Here is a 16,149-nt window from a genome sequence, read left to right as displayed (position 1 = left end):
CTTACTCGCTTAAATATTTCCCGCAGATTAAGAAGATTTACGCGGAATCTAGTGGTAAAAATCTGCGGTGATCATTTAGATCTGCGAGACTAACTTGTACTATGTTGGAAGACGGCTTGTACCTTAGCGATCGCCACCCCGATATAGCCACATGCTATTCCCACCTCGCTATCCGGCCTAGGAAATGATGGAAGGAGGAGCCGTTGAAATTTTTGCACCTCCGTTCAAATGTCCTCACAAAACAAGGTAGCGCGAACGGCTCTTAAGACAAATCTTTTATTCAATATGAATCGAGCCCTTGTGCTACCGCTCATTAAATTTCGACGCGCTAATCCAACATCAGGTCCAAGCCTTGATTTTTTTGTTACTTTTTTGATCAAGCAAAAAAGTAAGAGCCATTCGGCGGCTAGCCGAGGCAAGCCAAGCGCAGCGAAAAAAGACACGTAGCCTAGCGATCGACACCTTGCTCGCCTAAATATTTCCCGCAGATTAAGAAGATTTACGCAGAATCTAGTGGTAAAAATCTGCGGTGATCATTTAGATCTGCGGGACTAACTTATACTATGTTGGAAGACGGCTTGTACCTAAGCGATCGCCACTCTGCATCTGGCCTAGGAAATGATGGAAGGAGAAGCCGTTGAAATTTTTACACCTCCGTTCAAATGTCCCTACAAAACAAGGTAGCGCTAACGGCTCTTAAGACAAATCTTTTATTCAATATGAATCGAGCCCTTGTGCTACCGCTCATTAAATTTCGACGCGCTAATCCAACATCAGGTCCAAGCCTTGATTTTTTTGTTACTTTTTTGATCAAGCAAAAAAGTAAGAGCCCTTCGGCGGCTAGCCGTGGCAAGGATAAAATGGTTGGTGAGCCACCAACCATGGGTATGAAAAATATATAAAAATGGCCCATACATATACGAGCCATTTATTATATTATTTAAAGAAGTTATGCCTTAATACGCACGCTGATTATTTCCTTCTTTCCAGTTTACAAAAGCTTTATTTACTACTTTGTTACCACCTGGAGTCGGATAATTACCAGAGAAATACCAATCTCCTTTATTCTTCGGACAAGCCTCATGAAGGTTTTCTAAACTTTGATAAATTACCTCTACCTCAGCCACAGTACCTTTGGGTGTAATAATCTGCGCAATTTTTGCTGAAATTTCTTCAGGAGTAAAAGGTTTATAAATCTCTTTTACGTGATTTACAATTTGCTCCTTCGGCAAAAACAATGAAGCTTTACATTTCGTATACACATCTTCGATTACCTGCCACATGCCCCTTTCGGTTAGTAACTGTATGGCTGCATCGAAGGCCACAAACTGTCCCATTCTGCTCATATCGATACCATAACAATCAGGATAACGAATTTGAGGGGCAGAAGAAACAATAATAATTTTCTTTGGATGTAAACGATCAACGATCTTAATAATACTTTGCTTCAACGTCGTTCCGCGGACAATAGAATCATCCAGTGCCACTAAAGTATCCTTATGATTGTTAATGATTCCATAGGTGGTATCGTAAACATGCGCAACCATCTCACTCCGATCTGCATCCTGCGTGATAAATGTTCTTAGCTTCACATCCTTAACAGCCAGTTTTTCAACCCTTGGCGCCATCGAAAGTAAGTCGTCCAATTGTTCATCCGTTAACTGCTCTTTGCGATGCAAAAGCGTATCTTTTTGATGCTTACGTACATACTGCTGCACGCCTTCTACCATTCCAAAAAATGCTACCTCGGCGGTGTTCGGAATAAACGAGAATACAGTGTTTTTTAAATCATAATTAACAGACTGCAGAATTTTCTCGCTTAATAAACGACCTAACTGTTTACGTTCACGGTAGATTTCTACGTCGCTGCCTTTAGAAAAATAAATACGTTCAAAAGAACAAGAAAGTCTTTCAGTAGGCTCACGGAATTGTTCCATGCTCACCTCGCCATTTTTCTTAATAATTAAAGCATGACCAGGATCAATCTCTTTCACATCTTTAAACTGAATATTGAATGCAGTTTGCAATGCTGGTCTTTCTGATGCCGCTACCACGATTTCATCATCATAATAGTAATAGGCCGGACGAATTCCCGCCGGATCACGCATAATAAATGAATCACCGTTACCAACCATTCCACAGATAGAATAACCACCATCCCAGGTTTTAGCCGAACGGCGAAGGATATTCGCAATATCTAAATGGTCTGAAATTTTGTGTGTGATGGCCACATTATCGTGTCCTTCTTTTTTATACTGATCGAAAAGCTCCTGGTTTTCATCATCTAAAAAGTGACCAATTTTTTCCAGAACGGTAACCGTATCTGCTTTTTCCTTTGGATGCTGACCTAACTCGTATAGTTGCTCTAATAACTCATCAACATTGGTCATGTTGAAGTTACCGGCAATGACCAGGTTACGCGTCATCCAGTTATTTTGCCTTAAAAAAGGATGGCAATTTTCGATACTGTTTTTACCGTGCGTACCATAACGCAAATGGCCCATTAGCACTTCGCCGATAAAGCTTACGTTGTCTTTGAGCCATTCTGTATCCTGCATTAATTCAGGTGTGTTTTCTTGAATATCTACGAACTTATTCTGAACGTATTCGAAGATATCTGCTACCGCGTTCGAAGCCATGCTCCGGTATCGGCTGATGTACCTACTGCCTGGTTTCATATCCAGTTTAATGGTGGCAATACCTGCGCCGTCCTGGCCCCGGTTATGCTGTTTTTCCATTAAAAGGTATAATTTGTTAAGGCCGTAAAGTGCTGTACCGTACTTTTGCTGGTAGTAAGAAAGTGGTTTTAACAGGCGAATAAAAGCGATTCCGCATTCGTGTTTTATCTGATCACTCATGGTGTGGGTTTGAAGCCGCAAAGTTATCCTTTTATATACTCACAACCTAAACAAAAGTATTTTCTTTTGTCACGGAGAGGTTAATTTGAAATCAAAATAGCTAACACCATTATTTAGAATGAATTAAAAGGAGGTAGCCCCGTTGCAGCGCACAATGAAATGCATCTGACACAACGGCCTTGCCAAAAAAACTGAAGAAAATAAAAGGTTATCAGCCTTTGTTTAAAGATGCCTTCAGATCAAAAGATGTGAACAATACAAGAATTTTCGAGCGTTTGGCCAACTTTCAGGGCAGCTTTGTGAGCGGAAGCCCCCCTTTGATAAATTTCTCGCTAAAGCCAAAAAAGCCCTTATTGATCAACAATTAATGGGCTTACATTTATTCCGTACCAAGGCTCGCTGCATTAATTGCCATAACGGGCCATTGTCACTGAACGAGTTTCACAACGATGGATTAACCTATTATTGGCGTAAATACGAAGACCCTAGCTTATATAACCTGACCAAGAAACCCGAAGACGTAGGCAAATTTAAAACGGCAGGTTTAGGAAACGTGATGAAAACTGCACCATGGTTTCATACTGGCTTATTCCCGAAGATAGACGGTGTAATGAATAGGTACAATATAGGTATGCCTGTTCAATGGGTAAAGCCTAGAAATTACCTCAGTAGCCGGTTTTCAGTTGTCAGTTCCCAATTAGCAGTTTCCGATTTCCAGCTTACCAAATAACCACCTTAAACCCCTAACCTACCTAACCCCTTCAACCCATCTTCTCTGATCTCAATTCCTCGCCGAAGAAAATTGAAGCATGTTCATCAAATGCTAAAGCATCGCCACTAGTATAAAAAGACTTTTCTCCATTTTTGCCAAGTTTTTGTTCCAATTCCGGGTGTCTTTTCAAATAATTAACTAAACTATTTGCAACAATTTCGCCTTGTGTTAAAATATTAATGGAATCAGGAAATACATTTTTAAGTTTAGGTAATAAGAGTGGATAATGTGTACAAGCCAATAATACGCAATCAATATCTCCAGATTTCATCATCAACTGATTGCAATATTCATCGATAAAAAAATCAGCGCCAGGCTGCAAATGCTCATTATTTTCAATCAAAGGAACCCACATCGGGCAGCTCTGCTGGTGAACGGCTATATCTGGAAAAAACTTATTAATTTCTATAAGATAAGATTTAGAATTGATGGTCCCCCTTGTTCCCATCACACCAACCTGTTTGGATCGGGTAAAACCGCCTATCACTTCTGCAGTGGGTCGGATTACACCAAGCACCCTCCGATCTGGATATTTAGCAGGTAAATCATGCTGCTGAATGGTCCTGAGGGCTTTCGCAGATGCAGTATTACAAGCTAAAATAACCAACTCACAACCCTTAGCAAACAACCATTCTACACATTCTAGCGTATACTTATAAATCGTTTCGAAAGAATGGTCGCCGTAAGGAGAACGGGCATTGTCACCAAGATAAATGTAATTGTAGCCTGGCAATTGATCGGCAATAGACCTGAAAACCGTTAGCCCACCATAACCTGAATCAAAAATGCCTATTGGAGATGTTTGCATGCTATTAGAAAGCTTAAATGTAGGAATATTAGTTGGAAAGTTTTATGTTGGAAAGTTGAAATATATTAGCGCGCTCTGAACACAACCATCTAACATTATTCTACTGGTTGGTGTCTCACTAACCAGCCAAAGTTTTATCTCGTCTAGTGTGAATAGTACAGGATTTATAGGCCTGAATGTTAGTTGGAAAGTTGTATGTTGAAAAGTTGAAATATATTGGCGCATCTTGAACACAACTTTCCAACCTTTAAACATTCTAACATTAAAACCCTTCTTAAACAAAAAAGCGGAACTAAGTTAAACTTAATTCCGCTTGTATTACTGGCTTTGTAAAGAGACTTTCGACTCCTGACTTAAGACTTAAGACTATTTCTTAGGTGCAGCTGGTTTTGAAGCAGTTGCTGAAATACCTAACTTAGTTTTAACTGAAGCAGTAATATCATCACCACCTTCCCAGAAAACCAGGTTATTACCACCCTGACCGTTTGCAATATCGAAAACATAAGCTAAACCTTTTTCTTTAGCTACCGCTGAAATTGCTGTTGCAACTTTAGCCTGGATTGGCTGAAACAATTCGCCTTGTTTAGCACCTATATCTTGTGAAGCTTTTGTACGGGCATCATTGATACGTTTTTCTAAATCCTGCAATTCTTGTCCCATAGTTTGTAATTGCTTACCTACAGTTTCTTTGTTTGCCTCGCTAAGGGTTTTTTCCAAAGTTTGAGCACTTGTCATTTTAGTCTGATATTCTTTGATCATTGCGTCAATATCAGCTTGTTTTTGTTTGCCTAATGTTTCTAAAGTAGTTTGAGCCGTTTTAGCTTCAGGAAGGTTTGCGAAAACTTCTTCTGAATTAATGTGACCCAATTTTTGTTGCGCACTTGCCATATTCACTGTAAACACTAATCCTGCTGCTACAAAGAATACGTTAATTAACTTTCTCATCTTTCTATTTTACTTTTTTTATTTTTTCTAATTGTTTTTCAAAATATCAACGGGCGAATATACTAATTATTTGCAGTTCCCGGTTTGTAACCTAATTTTACAATCACATCATTACTAAGATCATAACTGCTGCTTGCATAAATCATCATCGTAGCTTCACTACTTTTATCAAAAATGAAGTCAAGATATTTTGCTTTTGCAATTTGTTTAATTGCATCTGCAACTTTTTCCTGAATAGGTTTTATTAATTTCGTTCTGCTTTGGAAAAGATCGCCATCAGGGCCAAATTTCTGACGTTGAAATTCTTTGGCTTGTTTTTCCTTTTCTATAATTTCATTTTCCCTACGCTTGCGCATATCATCTGTAAGCAAAACCTGGTCTGCCTGATAAGCTTTGTACATCCTGTCTATCTCCGTAAAATTCTGATCAACTTGTTGCTGCCATTGTTTTGAAGCAACTTCCAACTGACTCAATGCAGATTTATACTCTGGCATTTGCTTCAAAATATACTCTGTATCTACATAAGCAAACTTTTGCGCAAATGCGCCAAAAGACGTGCAAATTAGAAATGCGATTAAAAGATACTTTTTCATTTGTGTGTGTATTATGACTTTGTTTTAATAACCTAAAGCTGTTTAAATTTTCCCAGCCTACTAAACCTAATAATACAAAGATACTATCAAATAACTAAAGCCCAAGCAAACTTCATCATTTAACTTTTTTTAACAATTAAGAATAAGATGTTTTAATTGATTCACTTGCCGCTTACAACTATGTGCGCTGTTTATTAAATACGATGCTTTATTAAAATTAACGCATAAAAAAAAGGGATGTTCGCCTTGAACATCCCTTTTTAACTAAAGCTTTATATTTTAGAACCCGCCAAGTTGTTGGGCAATACTGAAAGTAAAGTTTTGTTTACCACCTTCACTAACACCAGGTATGGTGTCAAAACCATGTCCGTAATCAATACCAAGTAAACCAAATATCGGTAAGAAAATTCTGGCACCAATACCTGCTGATCTTCTTACGTTAAACGGATTGAAATCACCAAACTTGTTCCAGGTATTACCACCCTCTGCAAACGCAAGAACGAAAGCTGTTGCCTGCTGACTTGAAATTACTGGATAACGAACCTCTAAAACGTATTTAGTATAAATTGGGCTACCAGATTGCTGTGCAATACGAGGATCTGAACCATTTGGTATCACTGCATTATTGGCATAACCACGCATGGCGATTAATTCAGAACCTTGCAAGAAATCAAATCCCTGCATACCATCACCACCTAATTTGAAACGCTCAAATGCTGATTGACCAACGGCCTTATTGTATTGACCTAAGAAACCAAATTGTGCCTGTGCTTTTACCACTAAGTTACCAGCAATACGTTGATACCATTGAGAATCAAACTTCCATTTATGATACTCTGTAAAGCGATATTTTTCTTTATCAGAAGCAGTAGCATAATTTGTTTTGTTCAACAGTGAATATGGAGGTGTTGCTTGTATGGTAAAACGGATAAATGAACCTGATTTAGGGAAGATTGGCGAATCTCTCGAGTCACGGCTAATTTCCTGAGACAGGTTAATATTATAAGATGTTCCGTTTCTGAACAAATATCCATCATAATTATTCAAAACATATTGCTGAATACTCACGGCATGGCTTAACTGGAAATAATTATCCGGCCAGTTTAATCTTCTACCCAAACTTACCGTTACGCCATTTAACCGAATTTTTTGCAGTCTTCCATCATCGGAGTTTAAGCCGTTTGATTGCAATGAAGTAAATGCACTCACCCCAAAGCTTACTGGTTTCTCACCACCAAACCAAGGCTGTGAGAAAGAGAAACTATACGATTGATAATACTTACCATTTGTTTGACCACGTAAACTTAATTTCTGACCATCTCCTTTTGGAAGTGGTTTGTAAGCTTTTAAGTTAAATAGATTACGTAATGAAAAGTTATTGAAGGTTAAACCTAAGGTACCAATGATACGGCCACCACCAAAACCACCTGATAACTCAATCTGATCTGAAGGTTTTTCTTCAACAGCATATTCAATATCTACTGTACCATCTGCCGGATTAGGACGTGGTGTAGGAACGGTTTTAGATTCATCAAAGTTACCCAATTGCCCAATCTCACGGATGGTACGAATTAAATCACTCTTATTAAATTTCTGACCAGGCTTAGTACGAATCTCTCTTAAAACTACTTTATCATTAGTGATGGTGTTACCCTTTAAAGTAATCCTGTTATTTACATATTGAGGTCCTTCATACATGCGCATTTCTACGTCTACTGTATCACCATAAATTTTGGTTTGAACAGGATCTATGTTGAAAGTCAGGTAACCATTATCAGTGTACATACTGTTAATGTCTCCACCATTCTCACCACCACCGTTCAATTTTTTGTTTAATCTTTCTTCACTGAAAACATCACCTTTTTCAATCGTTAAGACTTTACTTAAAATACTGTCTGGATAAATGGCATTACCTGCCCAGCTAATCTTTCCAAAATAATATTTCTTCCCTTCGTAAATATTCATATCAATATTTACTTTCTTTTTGTTGTGTTGATAAATGCTGTCTTTTAAAAGCGTTGCATCACGATAACCTTTCTCCTGCAACTTAGCAATCATTTTCACTTTGTTCTCTTCATATTTCTCTTTCGAGAATTTTCCAGAACCCCAGAAACGCCACCAGGCGAATTGCTTAGGGCTTTTCAAAAACTTTCTAAGTTTTGCAGCTTTAAAATCTTTGTTTCCGGTAATATTTATGCGCTGCACTTTAACACGACTACCCTTGTCGATATTGGCTTCTAAAACAACACTATTTTCTGCATTAGGATCTTTACGGGTACTGTAGGCAATTTTAGTAAAGAAATAGCCTTTATCTAACATATACTTTTTTACAATAGCTGAAGTGGCATTGTACAAGTTATCGTTTACGATTTTACCGGTCTTATCATTTAATTTTTCCTGAATAGCTGTTCTTTGGGATTTGCTTATTCCTTTTAGATCAATTGAACTTAAGCGCGGACGCTCTACCACTTCAATTTCAAAATAAACGGAATCCTGAACAAATTTTTCTATATTAATTTGAACATCATCAAACAATCCCTGTGCCCAAAGGGTTTTAATGGCATCAGAAGTGGCTTCTCCAGGGAGAACAATTTTATCTCCTTTGGTTAACTTGGATAAAGTAATCAGTACATCCTTATCCAGATACTGTGTTCCGGTTACTGTAGTACCGCCGATGATATATTCTTTTGGGCTGAAATAATCCAGGTCTAAGCCTCCAACTTTTAAGGATGGAGTTACCGGTGCCTGACCTTGTGGACGTATTTGAGCGAAGGCCGGAGCGGCTAAGACTAATAGGATTAAAACTTGAAATATTCTTTTCATTAAAATAATTTGTTCAGTAATGGCCGCGAAGGTACGTGTTTTTAGCGCAAAATGCTTTATTAAGTTTACCCTGTTGATGGTTACATTTATCGTATAAAGTGGCGCTAAGTTAGTTTAAACGCTTGTTAAAAAGTGTTAAAAGAAAAATTAGTTTAATTGTTCACTAATTTTTCCGAAACGGCGTTCGCGTTTTTGGTAGTCTACTATTGCCTCAAAAAGATCTTCACGTCTGAAATCAGGCCAAAGCACATCAGTAAAATAAAACTCGGTATAAGCCATCTGCCAAAGCAAATAATTACTAATCCGGTGTTCTCCGCTAGTCCTGATCATCAGTTCAGGATCTGGCATATTTACCGTAGTTAATTTAGAGGAGAATAAATTTTCATCAATATCATCAATAGAAATTGTATTATCCTTTACAGCCGCAGCAATTTGCTTAGCTGCATCTAAAATTTCCCATTTCGCACTGTAACTTAATGCAAGGGTAAGGGTACATTTTTCGTTATGCGCCGTTTTTGCCATGGCTTCGTGCAAATCATTAATACATTGCTGAGGCAAAGACGAAATATTACCGATGGCATTTAACTTAATATTATTTTTATTAAGCGTTTCGGTTTCGTTGTTGATAGTAGAAATAAGGATTTGCATCAATGCATCTACCTCTTCTTTGGGCCTGTTCCAGTTTTCGGTAGAAAAAGCATAAAGTGTTAGGTATTCAATACCTACTTCTACACAACCTTCTACAATATCTTTTACAGAAAGTACACCTTGTTCGTGCCCGAAAACGCGTACTTTGCCCTGGCCTTTTGCCCAACGGCCATTACCATCCATGATAACGGCAATGTGCTTTGGCAGGCGGCTATAGTCTATTTGTTCTTTAAATCCCATTAATTATGTCAAAATCAGCTTAAAACGAGTAGCATTTTGAGGATACAAAGGTAAAAGATATGCCAACACTAACAAATAGATAAGTGTCCCTTTTTCTAAAATCTCCTCTTTGGGTACCCGGAACTCCAATATTTGGATAGTTTGGATTGTTAGGATCTGCCGGATTTGTTAGGTTTACGAGTGGATTACCCACTTTAACTTGTCTATCTGGATCAAGAGGATAACGACCACTCACATCATCAATATAATCTGTCATTGGTGTTCTGTAGCCAATTTCTGAGAAGACACTCCAGGTATCTTTATAGTTGTACCTTAAGCCTATACCATATGGAATGGTTAACACCACATTATTATAGGCATTATCCTGTCCTTCTGTAGCCAGTCGATCTAAACGATATTTTTCGCCATCATATTTTACAGTAGATTTAAAAATCACACCGCCAGCTCCGGCAAATATATACGGACTAAACTCCCTGTTGCCTCCGCCCAGCTTAAAATTAAATAAGTTGAAATCAACTATTGCACTTAATTCACTCAAACTGGTTTTGAAACGCAAATTTCTATCTCTGACCTGCGTATTGTCAGACTTAGCGTCATTAGCCTCTACTTGTCCATAAGTATAGTTTAATCGAACCCCAAAATATTGGTTAAAGTTTCTCTTACCAAAGGCACCTGCAGAGAATCCGCTAATTTTTATGGGGTTATTCTGATTTAAATCGCCCATATATCCAGATCCCCCGGCCATTACGCCCAATTCCCAATTCCCGCCTTCCTGCGCACGTGATAGTTGCGAACCGAAGGTGATCAAAAAGAAAATTAAAAGGAGTTTGTTAGGCGTCATACTTAGTAGTTACGGGTATCTATTCCCCATAATAATTTATTCCTTAACGTGTTTAAATAAGTTTCATTATTTAATCGGATAAGATTTAAGCCAAAGTCAGCTTTTTTTATGGTAATTTTTACTGATCTTTCTACGGTAACCGTTCTACTATCGCAGGACACTAAAAACTTAGCTTCCCTTGCTTCTACTTCAAATGACAGTTTACGGTCATCAGGTAATACCACAGGTCTTACATTGAGGTTATGCGGTGCAATTGGCGTAACAACAAAATTTCTGGAATCCGGATAAATAATCGGGCCACCACAACTTAAGGAATATGCAGTAGAGCCTGTTGGCGTTGCTATAATTAATCCATCAGCCCAATAAGAATTGATATATTCATCATTCATCTTCGCGTGAATGATCATCATGGCAGAGTTATCTCTACGATGAATAGTGATATCATTAAGGGCAAAGTTTTCTTCCCCAAATAATTTATTATCAGATTCTAAAACCAAAAGCGATCTACAATCTAAACTATATTCTCCATTAATCACCGCCATAAGCGCCGATTCAATTTCATTTTTATTGATGCTGGCCAAAAACCCCAGTCGGCCGAAATTTATTCCAATCACCGGAATGCCCGAATTTCTGATCAAGGAAACCGTATCTAAAAGTGTTCCATCACCACCTAAACTAATTAAAACATCAGCCCGTTCTTTAAGCTCAACATGATTGTGAAAAATAACGGTATTTTTTGGTAAGTTAATTTTACCATGAAGGGATGTTTTAAATTTTGAGTATAAAACCGGCTGTACGTTGTGGCTGGCTAAATGGTTAAAAACTTCCTGAACATATGGTAAAACGGTATCATTGAAGTCTCTCCCGTAAATTGCTATCCTCATAATTGGTTTTAAACATTTAAATAGTTCATGAAAGAATCGTATCGTTCCTGCGATCCATCATCAACCTGCGTATTGTTGTATACTTCTTTCACTTGGTAATCGTAGCGTTCGAAGGAGGCTACCAAAGAAGTAATTTCCGTTTTATTCACTTTTAAGGTGACTTCCAAACGGGTAGAATCTTCGAAAGAATTTACATAAGAAGATAAAATCTGGGCATTATCGGCTTCCACAATTTGTGCAATGTGGGCCAGTGAGTTATCCCGGTTACCAATTTCAAGAACGATAATTCCTCCTGGTTCATTTACGGCATATTGTTCTGCCACTGCATCAACCATATCGTTAATAGAGATTAAACCCAGGTAATTTTTCTGCTGATCTACAACAGGTACAGCCGTGAGCTGCAATTGACTTAACAGCCTGATTACATCATAAGTATGTGCATCATTAGGAACGAAAACACTAAGCAAATGAACGGATGCGTGATCACTTAAAAGCGTATCGTGGTCGTGAACGTTTAACAAGTCATCTTCTGAAACCAGACCTACAAAAACACCTTCATTTACGATTGGCAAATGCTTTAGTTTAAAATCGCTCAGGCGATCCAAAGCCTTCTGCACTGAATCGTTAGCTTTCAGTGTTGGAATTTCGTTCGATATGATTTCTTCTGCAAACATTATTTAAGTAATATTCTATCTAAAAACTTTTCCAGGTAATTGTTAAATATTTCCGGTTGCTCCATCATCGGCGCATGGCCACATTGATCAACCCAATTCAGCTCAGAGTTAGGTAATAACTCATGGAATTCCTGTGCCACTTCCGGCGGTGTAACTTTATCATTTTTACCCCAGATTAAAGAAACCGGAATGGTAATTTTCGACAATTCTTTACCCATATTATGGCGAATTGCAGATTTAGCCATTGTTAAAATCCTGATTACACGAGACCTGTCATTAACTGTTTTAAAAACATCATCAACAAGCTCTTTAGTTGCTGTTGCAGGATCATAAAAAGTAAATTCTACTTTCTCTTTTATATAATCATAACTTTCGCGACGTGGAAAAGAACCACCGAAAGCATTTTCATATAGGCCAGAACTTCCAGTTAATACCAATGCCTTAACAAATTCCTGGTGCGCAGTGGTAAATACTAAACCAACATGTCCGCCTAATGAATTCCCTATTAACACCACTTGATTAAGAGATTTGAATTTTAAAAAGCGGTGCAGGTATCTTGATAAAGCTTTAACACCTAAAGTTAAAATGGGTAACTCGTAAATTGGAAGAATGGGAATAACCACATGATAACGGTCTTTAAAACGCTCAATAACCTGCTCCCAATTGCTCAATTCTCCCATCAAGCCATGTAGCAATACCAGTGTTTCGCCTTTTCCAGCTTCGATGTACTTAAATCCTTCTTCTTCTATTACCTGGTATGTCATATGTATTCTTGTGGTATTGTGCACTAAGTTAGTAGAGTAAAATTAAATTTTCGCATTTCTATGCCATTTTTCTGAAATAAAACACAAAACGGTACAAAAACACTGTTTGCGGAATTGAATGCGCGTTTTATAGCAGTATCAGGAGGAGTATTAAGTATTAAGATTCTAGTATCAAGAAATGAGTATCAAGTATCTGAATGTTTAACTCTTTGCCTAAACACACAACTTTAGACACAAGACTCACAACTTCTGACTCTAGACTCACGACTCCTTACCCTTAACCAAGCTTCTCTTTAACAATTTCTGCAATTAATTTTCCATCGGCTTTACCAGCTAGTGCTTTATTCGCCAAACCCATTACCTTCCCCATATCTTTAACCGATGTTGCGCCAGATTGTTTGATCACGTCTTCAATAATAGTCGCTACTTCTGCACGATCCAACTGTTGTGGCAAAAATTGATTAATTACCTTAATTTCTTCTTCTTCAACCTGATATAAATCCTCCCGGTTTTGAGATTTATAAATATCAGCCGATTCACGACGTTGTTTAATCAACTTCTGAAGAATTTTCAACTCCGTTTCTTCTGTTATTTCTTCAGAAGATCCTTTTTCTGTTTTAGCCATCAAAAGTGCTGCTTTAATAGCTCTTAAGCCGCGTAATTGAGCACTGTCTTTAGCCAACATGGCTTTCTTAATTTCCTGATCTATTGTATTTGATATCATATTCGTGTTGTGGGTTGTGAGTTACAGGTTATAAGTCATGACACTCAACTTTTAACCTATAACTTGTAACTATATAATTAATTCCTTTTGATAATCGTCGCAGTAGCCTGAACTGTTGGCATAATTAACATATCGTTGATATTTACATGTTTTGGCCGACTCACTACATACGAAATGGCATCTGCAATATCGGCAGCAATAAGGGGCTCTAAATTTTCGTACACTTTTTTAGCGCGGTCTTCGTCTCCTTTAAAACGGACCACTGAAAACTCAGTTTCTACCATTCCCGGATTAATTTCAGTCACCTTGATGTTGTACGGTAAGAGGTCTATTCTCATGGCTTTACTCAAAGCATCAACTGCGTGTTTAGTCGCACAATATACATTTCCGTTTGGATAAACTTCTTTCCCTGCAATGGAACCAATATTCACAATATGACCAGATTGCTGTGGAATCATCCAATTAGATACAATTTTTGTAACGTACAGTAGTCCTTTTACATTGGTATCAATCATGGTATCCCAATCATCCGTATTTCCTTGATCAATCGGATCTAAACCCTGACTCAAACCCGCATTATTAATCAGGATATCAACTTTTTTCCAGTCTGCAGGTAATTCTTCCAGCGCAGCCGATAAACTTTCTTTATTGCGAACATCAGCTAAAACCTGCTTAATTTCTACCCCATATTGATTGTTAAGTTGTTGTGCAACTTTCACCAGACGATCTTCGCGACGTGCCAGTAAAATTAACTGATCACCTTGTTGTGCGAATGTACGTGCGCAAGCCTCGCCAATGCCAGATGTTGCGCCTGTAATTAAAACAATTTTAGACATGTAGATAAATTTTAAGTCATGATAAACCCTCGACTTCAAAAATAAGGCCGATGATTTACCTGTGCTGGCAAAGGTAAGTTTTTTTGAATGGTGAGGCTATTGAAAAATTAAACTGAAGGTTAATTGACGTAATTTCAACTTATCTATCGGATTGGCAAATGCCGTATCATCGTGTTGAAGAATATCACCCGTAGAATAAGACAATTTGATTTCTGGCGACATTTTAAAATATTCGAAATACAAGTCAAAGCCAATTCCAGTTTCATAAGAAAGGTAATTACGCTGATTTTTCAATAATTTATTGATTGCAGCTTCACCTTCATCGAAGGTTTTCTTTTTAGATGCAATATCTATAGAATACTTTGCGCCACCTAACCAATAGGCACGGAAGTTATTTAAGCGGTTTGATTTTACTTTTATTCCGAGTGGAAATTCAAACATCGTGGCCTGTACTTTCTTATCAATTTGGGTTTGAAAGTTTCTGAATTCCTCATTGCCAATATCGACAGACTCTAAAGGCTCGTATTCATAGCTCACAACCCGATCACTAAAAATTAAAGATGGTGTGGCCCTGAGATCAAAGTTATCAGAAATGTTTCTATTGATTACAAAGCCCAATCCAAAACCTTGAGCGGGTTTGCTAGAAATGGCATTAATCCGATTTGTAACAAGCTGCCCACCCAAACCTTCATCATAAGTTACACCAAAGGAGTTTGGCATTTCATAAAAAGGACTTTGCCAGTTTTGTTTCTTTAAAATTTTATATTCTGCTGAAATGTATTGAAAGTTAAACCCAAAACTCCAATCTTCATCATCAATGCCACCGCCCCAGTTTTGAGCGAATGCGGCGCTTGACACAATAAATAAAGAGAGGATGAGGCTTAATTTTTTTATCATTTAGTTCCAACGTATATTGAACTTATTCCGAACGTTAAAATTCTTTGTTTGGTACTTTTAAAACCAACTTTTTCCATCAAGGTAGTGAAATCTTTTCCATCTGGAAAGGCTGCAACTGATTCTGGCAAATAAGTATAAGCCCTTGCGTCTTTAGAAAATAGTTTCCCAAAGAAAGGTGTAACCTTCGAAAAGTAAAAATTATAAAGTTGCTTTATTGGAAAGGCCCTCGGTTTTGAGAACTCCAGAATCACCATCTTACCATTTGGTTTTAATACCCGATACATATCTGCCAATCCCTTTTCCAGGTTCTCGAAATTACGAACACCATAAGCACAAGTGATGGCATCGAAAGTATGTTCTTCAAAATGTAAACCTTCTGAATCTCCTACCTGAACCGTAAATACTTCATTTAAGCTGCGCTCATTAATCTTTTTCTTAGCTACCTCCAACATTCCTTCAGAGATATCTACCCCGATTACTTTTTCAGGATGGAGTTTTTTAATGGCCTCAAAAGCAAAATCTCCAGTTCCGGTGGCTACATCAAGCATATTTCTCGGCTGAATAGAAACCAGCTCTTTAATCGCCATTTTACGCCAAATCACATCTATTCCTAAAGAAAGAAAATGATTTAAAAAATCGTAAGTACCCGAAATGTTATTAAACATGGTTGCAACCTGCTCTTTTTTAGTTGCATCTTCTACTTGATATGGAGTGATATTCTGATTCATGATATGGAAGCAAAGGTAAGGAAAAAGTCGGGAGTGTTAAGATAGTTGAACGTCATAAGTTCGGAGTCAATAGTCTGAGGCGCCAAAAAAAAATGAATGCAATTAGAAGATAAG

15 protein-coding genes are annotated in these 16,149 nt (G+C 37.7%); 1 reads left to right on the top strand and 14 read right to left on the bottom strand.

Going from position 1 to position 16,149, the window contains the following annotated elements:
* Positions 1-956: 956 nt before the first annotated feature.
* A complete protein-coding gene (locus SOM16_RS14885; RefSeq protein ID WP_320464788.1) occupies positions 957-2,858 on the bottom strand; it encodes an amidophosphoribosyltransferase in 1,902 nt (633 codons plus the stop codon).
* Between the two features lie 424 nt (positions 2,859-3,282).
* Here SOM16_RS14885 and SOM16_RS14880 point away from each other — a divergent pair, with 424 nt between their 5' ends.
* Positions 3,283-3,588 carry a hypothetical protein gene (locus SOM16_RS14880; RefSeq protein WP_320464787.1) on the top strand — a complete coding sequence of 102 codons (306 nt, stop codon included), beginning with the start codon at positions 3,283-3,285 and terminating at the stop codon, positions 3,586-3,588.
* 31 nt (positions 3,589-3,619) lie between these two features.
* Here SOM16_RS14880 and murI read toward each other — a convergent pair whose 3' ends face one another.
* The 13 genes from murI to ubiE all read right to left on the bottom strand — a co-directional run bounded on the left by murI (position 3,620) and on the right by ubiE (position 16,035).
* Positions 3,620-4,438, bottom strand: coding sequence for a glutamate racemase (gene murI, locus SOM16_RS14875; RefSeq protein WP_320464786.1), 819 nt, complete (start codon positions 4,436-4,438; stop codon positions 3,620-3,622).
* Positions 4,439-4,804: 366 nt separating this feature from the next.
* The gene (locus SOM16_RS14870; RefSeq protein ID WP_320464785.1) at positions 4,805-5,383 is read right to left on the bottom strand and encodes an OmpH family outer membrane protein; all 579 of its coding nucleotides are present in this window, start codon (positions 5,381-5,383) and stop codon (positions 4,805-4,807) included.
* A gap of 62 nt (positions 5,384-5,445) precedes the next feature.
* Positions 5,446-5,976: an OmpH family outer membrane protein gene (locus SOM16_RS14865; protein WP_320464784.1), complete on the bottom strand. Its 531-nt coding sequence runs from the start codon at positions 5,974-5,976 to the stop codon at positions 5,446-5,448.
* 279 nt (positions 5,977-6,255) lie between these two features.
* Complete coding sequence (gene bamA, locus SOM16_RS14860; protein ID WP_320464783.1) at positions 6,256-8,799, bottom strand: outer membrane protein assembly factor BamA; 2,544 nt, start codon at positions 8,797-8,799, stop codon at positions 6,256-6,258.
* A gap of 147 nt (positions 8,800-8,946) precedes the next feature.
* Entirely contained in the window at positions 8,947-9,687 is a 741-nt protein-coding gene (locus SOM16_RS14855) for an isoprenyl transferase (protein ID WP_320464782.1), read from the bottom strand.
* Positions 9,688-9,706: 19 nt separating this feature from the next.
* Positions 9,707-10,528 (bottom strand): DUF6089 family protein, encoded by an 822-nt coding sequence (locus SOM16_RS14850; protein ID WP_320464781.1) that lies wholly within the window; start codon positions 10,526-10,528, stop codon positions 9,707-9,709.
* A 2-nt stretch (positions 10,529-10,530) separates the two neighbouring features.
* Positions 10,531-11,412, bottom strand: coding sequence for an NAD kinase (locus SOM16_RS14845; RefSeq protein ID WP_320464780.1), 882 nt, complete (start codon positions 11,410-11,412; stop codon positions 10,531-10,533).
* An 8-nt stretch (positions 11,413-11,420) separates the two neighbouring features.
* On the bottom strand, positions 11,421-12,086 hold the full coding sequence (locus tag SOM16_RS14840; RefSeq protein ID WP_320464779.1) for a CBS domain-containing protein: 666 nt from the start codon (positions 12,084-12,086) through the stop codon (positions 11,421-11,423).
* Positions 12,086-12,850 carry an alpha/beta hydrolase gene (locus SOM16_RS14835; protein WP_320464778.1) on the bottom strand — a complete coding sequence of 255 codons (765 nt, stop codon included), beginning with the start codon at positions 12,848-12,850 and terminating at the stop codon, positions 12,086-12,088. Before SOM16_RS14835 ends, SOM16_RS14840 begins: the two co-directional genes overlap by 1 nt.
* A gap of 277 nt (positions 12,851-13,127) precedes the next feature.
* Positions 13,128-13,574 (bottom strand): GatB/YqeY domain-containing protein, encoded by a 447-nt coding sequence (locus SOM16_RS14830; protein WP_320464777.1) that lies wholly within the window; start codon positions 13,572-13,574, stop codon positions 13,128-13,130.
* A 77-nt stretch (positions 13,575-13,651) separates the two neighbouring features.
* Positions 13,652-14,410 carry an SDR family oxidoreductase gene (locus tag SOM16_RS14825; RefSeq protein ID WP_320464776.1) on the bottom strand — a complete coding sequence of 253 codons (759 nt, stop codon included), beginning with the start codon at positions 14,408-14,410 and terminating at the stop codon, positions 13,652-13,654.
* A 96-nt stretch (positions 14,411-14,506) separates the two neighbouring features.
* Entirely contained in the window at positions 14,507-15,307 is an 801-nt protein-coding gene (locus SOM16_RS14820) for an outer membrane beta-barrel protein (RefSeq protein ID WP_320464775.1), read from the bottom strand.
* On the bottom strand, positions 15,304-16,035 hold the full coding sequence (ubiE, locus tag SOM16_RS14815) for a bifunctional demethylmenaquinone methyltransferase/2-methoxy-6-polyprenyl-1,4-benzoquinol methylase UbiE (protein WP_320464774.1): 732 nt from the start codon (positions 16,033-16,035) through the stop codon (positions 15,304-15,306). The genes SOM16_RS14820 and ubiE overlap by 4 nt, the downstream gene beginning before the upstream one ends.
* Positions 16,036-16,149 lie beyond the last annotated feature (114 nt).

This window comes from Pedobacter sp. CFBP9032, assembly GCF_034045265.1.
In the GTDB taxonomy this organism is placed as follows: domain Bacteria; phylum Bacteroidota; class Bacteroidia; order Sphingobacteriales; family Sphingobacteriaceae; genus Pedobacter.
This window is presented reverse-complemented; position numbering and strand designations above follow the sequence as displayed.